General features: G+C 34.6%; 4 protein-coding genes. 2 read left to right on the top strand and 2 right to left on the bottom strand.

The window, feature by feature from the left end:
- Window positions 1-81 precede the first annotated feature (81 nt).
- Complete coding sequence (locus NXS07_RS18860) at window positions 82-636, top strand: sugar phosphate isomerase/epimerase family protein (protein WP_258087395.1); 555 nt, start codon at window positions 82-84, stop codon at window positions 634-636.
- A complete protein-coding gene (locus NXS07_RS18855) occupies window positions 626-1,654 on the top strand; it encodes an FAD-binding oxidoreductase (protein WP_038204998.1) in 1,029 nt (342 codons plus the stop codon). The genes NXS07_RS18860 and NXS07_RS18855 overlap by 11 nt, the downstream gene beginning before the upstream one ends.
- A gap of 259 nt (window positions 1,655-1,913) precedes the next feature.
- On the opposite strand, the gene NXS07_RS18850 is transcribed toward NXS07_RS18855, so the two are convergent.
- Together NXS07_RS18850 and mazF are read right to left on the bottom strand one after the other, a co-directional pair.
- The gene (locus NXS07_RS18850; RefSeq protein WP_258087394.1) at window positions 1,914-2,687 is read right to left on the bottom strand and encodes an amino acid ABC transporter substrate-binding protein; all 774 of its coding nucleotides are present in this window, start codon (window positions 2,685-2,687) and stop codon (window positions 1,914-1,916) included.
- A gap of 595 nt (window positions 2,688-3,282) precedes the next feature.
- On the bottom strand, window positions 3,283-3,600 hold the full coding sequence (mazF, locus tag NXS07_RS18845; protein WP_038204993.1) for an endoribonuclease MazF: 318 nt from the start codon (window positions 3,598-3,600) through the stop codon (window positions 3,283-3,285).
- Between the last annotated feature and the right edge of the window lie 176 nt (window positions 3,601-3,776).

The following is a 3,776-nucleotide window of genomic DNA, read 5'->3' as shown; positions in this document are numbered from 1 at the left end:
AGATTAATTTTCATGAGCGCGATCATGATCTGATACAAATGAAAAATCAAGCATCTTCAATGACGACGGATATATATCTCTTTGTATATAAATGAAGCAAGCAGGATAGGCGCTAAGTACTTCACTATTCATCCAGGATATTTAGAGTTTGATGATAATGGAATATCTGATTTTGATTTTAAACAACTATCAAAATCTATTTTAAAATTGTCAAATTTAGCAAAAGAAAAGGGAATTTCTATATTATTGGAGAATACAGGGAGTGATAGAGAAAAATATATTGTATTGAGTGATGAGCAACATGAAATACTTTGTCATGAGTATAGTATTTATTTAACGTTAGATATTGTTCATTTTGAATCTTTTATGAATAAAAAAAGTACCAATGAATATAATCAAGCGTTAAAAAAATTAATTCCTTATGTGAGAAATGCACACTTTAATGATGTGTTGAATGGTGAGCATATCCATCTTCCGTTAGGTGAAGGGAATTTTGATTATCATAGGGTATTATCTTTTATGGTCAACGAAGGATATAAAGGTAACTTTATCATTGAAGAGTCTGGCGGTGGATTTTCACCAGAAGAGTTTATTTTCGCTGGGAAAGAATATATTGAATCTTTAAATGGTAGGTAATTATATTAATACAATTATGAAATATTTAGTTAGTGTTAATGAAACTGGAATCGAATTTTTTTCTGACGAAAATACGTCAATACTAGAACAAGCCGAAATTAATGGATATTCTTTAAAGAATGGTTGTCGATTAGGTGCTTGTCGAGTTTGTAAATTAAAATTACTTACTGGAAATATAGAGTACATTGGTAGTAAAAAAATTGGGCTAACAGAAAGTGAGTTAAAAGAAAATTATTTTCTGCCATGCTGTGCTATTGCTAAAAGCAATATTGTATGTGAGTTAGATGGAGATGGTGTAACGCTCTCTAATACTAAAGAAGGTGGTGTGATATGTGATGTAAAAAGGTTTTTAGGAATAACTATTTTAAGATTTAATTTATCTAAAAAATCAAAAATGAGTTTTATTCCTGGACAATATATAGGAATAGAAGTACCTAATGGGAAATGCCGTTATTATTCCATAGCAAATATTCCAAAAAATGATGGTTATATAGAAATCCATGTCGCTAAGAATAAAAATGGGGTTTTTTCTGATTTAGTTTGTGAAAAAATTGAGATCAATGATGTGCTGTGGATATATGGTCCATATGGAGATTTTATTGCAAAGAATTATGATGAGGTTAGGGATATTGTTTTTGTTGTGACAGGAACGGGTTTTGCTCCGGTTAAATCTCTGATCGAGTCTTATAATTTTTATAGGCGTAAAATTCATCTTTTTTGGGGAGGCCGGAAAAAAAGTGATTACTATTTCTCACATGTTATAGAGAAGTGGAAAGAGATGTTCCCTGATTTTTATTTTCATATGACATTATCTAATCCAGATGAAAGTGATAATTGGGAAGGTGAGCTTGGATATGTACAAAATATCTTTCAAAGTCAAATTGATTTGAATGATAAGATAGATGTATATATGTGTGGCTCTCCTAATATGATAAATGATATGACTGAGATTTTAAAAAAAAATTATAATTTGAATGAAAATTATATACATTGTGATGTTTTCTATCCTAATAGTTAGTTTTTTAGTCGTAAATATTATTACCTATCTTTATATCCGATAGATTTTAAGTAACTTCGTAGATAATAAATTGGTAATTTGAAAGGCAAAAGATATGTTTTATTAAAAAATAAAGCCACTGCATAATAAAATACAGTGGCTTTATATCATTTACTTTTCAAGTGGCCGTTTTGTTGGCTTAATTCACTTTCCACACTGCACTGCAATTCGAAATTTATTTGGGATAGATATTTAAAAAACACCCATAATCTTATTCTGATTATTCAGCCACCTCTCCGCCAAAATAGTTATCCCAAATCCGCTGATAAGTACCATCGTTTTTAATTTCAGTAATCGCTTTATCAACGGCCGCTTTTAATTCAGTATCACTCTTACGCAGCAGCACGGCGGTTTGTGCTGCGTTGGTATCGGCCGCCACAATTTTTACCTGTGCATCCGGGCGATGTTTTTTATAGTCGAGATAAGAAAGTTTATCATTGATAGTGGCATCCGCCCGACCTGTGCTGACCAGTTCCACTTCCTGACTGAAGCCATTGGTGCCGATAATTTCTGCACCGTAATGGCGGGCAATCTGGGCAAAGTTATTAGTCAGGGTATGGGCGGAGGTTCTGCCTTTTAAATCACTGAAAGTTTTAATGTCATGATTATCTTTTCGGGTAATCAGCACCGCTTCAGAAATGACATAGGGCAGGGAAAAGCGGTATTTTTTCGCACGCTCTGGCGTAATGGCGATTTGGTTCATTACTGCATCGGAACGTCCGGCATCAAGGCCACCAATCAAACCATCCCACTTACCTTCAATAAATTCAGGCTTTACTTTCATACGCAGAGCAATTTCGCGGCCAATTTCCACATCAAAACCGGTTAACTTGCCGGAAGCATCATGATAACTGAATGGTGCATAGGCTCCTTCTGTCCCGATTCTGAATACGCCGGCGGATTGGATATTATCAAGGGTAGATTTTGCATACGCCAGTTGGGTGATGCCTAATTGGATGATAGTTGCCAGTAGTATGTTGAGTACGATTTTCATTATATTTCTCCAAGAGGGAATTATTGTTTTTGGAATTGTTCCCAATATAACGTCAATGACAAAGGCATTGCATAGAAGATAATGTTATATGATATTGTGTATGTGATATTTTCTATATGATGTGTTGAAAAATTCCCTCCGTAGTAATAACTATAATTACTGATAATTTATCCCTGAGTGAATTAATTCATAATTTTGATATTAATTATTTGATTGCTTTAGTCACGGTTGGATTGGCCTATTTTATCAGCAAGCATACGTGTTCAATATTAAAAATTCTGTTTTTTACGCTGGTATTTTTTATTGTTATTCATTGGCTGTTGCGTTAATACATTCTGTGAAAAGAAAAAAGCCACTGCAATATTAAATGCAGTGGCTTAACTTGAATGAAGTCCATTAAACTGGTTGGCGTATTCAGAATACAACTCCACATGGTTTTTGTATGTAAAATGGCCTATACGTTATGTTGATTATCATTGTGAAAATAGGATATTTCCGGATAAGGGGTTACCTCAGAGAATGGGGTTTAAAGCACTCTAAGCGGGTAGCATGGGTCATAACGCTCTGAAACTTACCCGCTGATGTTTCCTTGATATCAGCCTATTAACGCTTTAGCTTTTGCTTTAACCTCTGAAAGTACGGAAGCCGATACTTTTCCTTTTATTGTAGCATTGCGCTCGCGCCAGTCTAAACTTTTTACCTGATCAGCCAGTACTGCACTATCCTCTTCACCTTCTACTTTTACTTCAAAAGGATAGCCTTTGATCTTAGTGGTCATGGGGCAACATAACATCAGCCCTATCCGACCATTATAAATAGCAGGGCTAAGAACCAATGCAGAGCGGTGTCCTGCTTGCGGATCAAAATCAAGCCATACAATATCGCCAGCTTCTGGTACATACTCTGATTTCATTGAAACTCATCCTCTTTGCCTTTCCAACAATTTGATTACAAAACTTATTCCTTCTGAGGTTCTGATTACATCCAAAGGATTAAAACAGTGACTTATCCTAATTAACCTTATATCTTGATTATCACTTTTACAGAGCGATAATCCCCTGACTGATCATCAGGGATGCTGTTGTGAGT

Origin of the sequence: Xenorhabdus bovienii (genome assembly GCF_024721015.1) — a bacterium.
Classification (GTDB): Bacteria; Pseudomonadota; Gammaproteobacteria; order Enterobacterales; family Enterobacteriaceae; genus Xenorhabdus; species Xenorhabdus bovienii.
The sequence above is the reverse complement of the archived record's forward strand: the minus strand, read 5'-3'. Positions and strand labels throughout refer to the sequence as shown.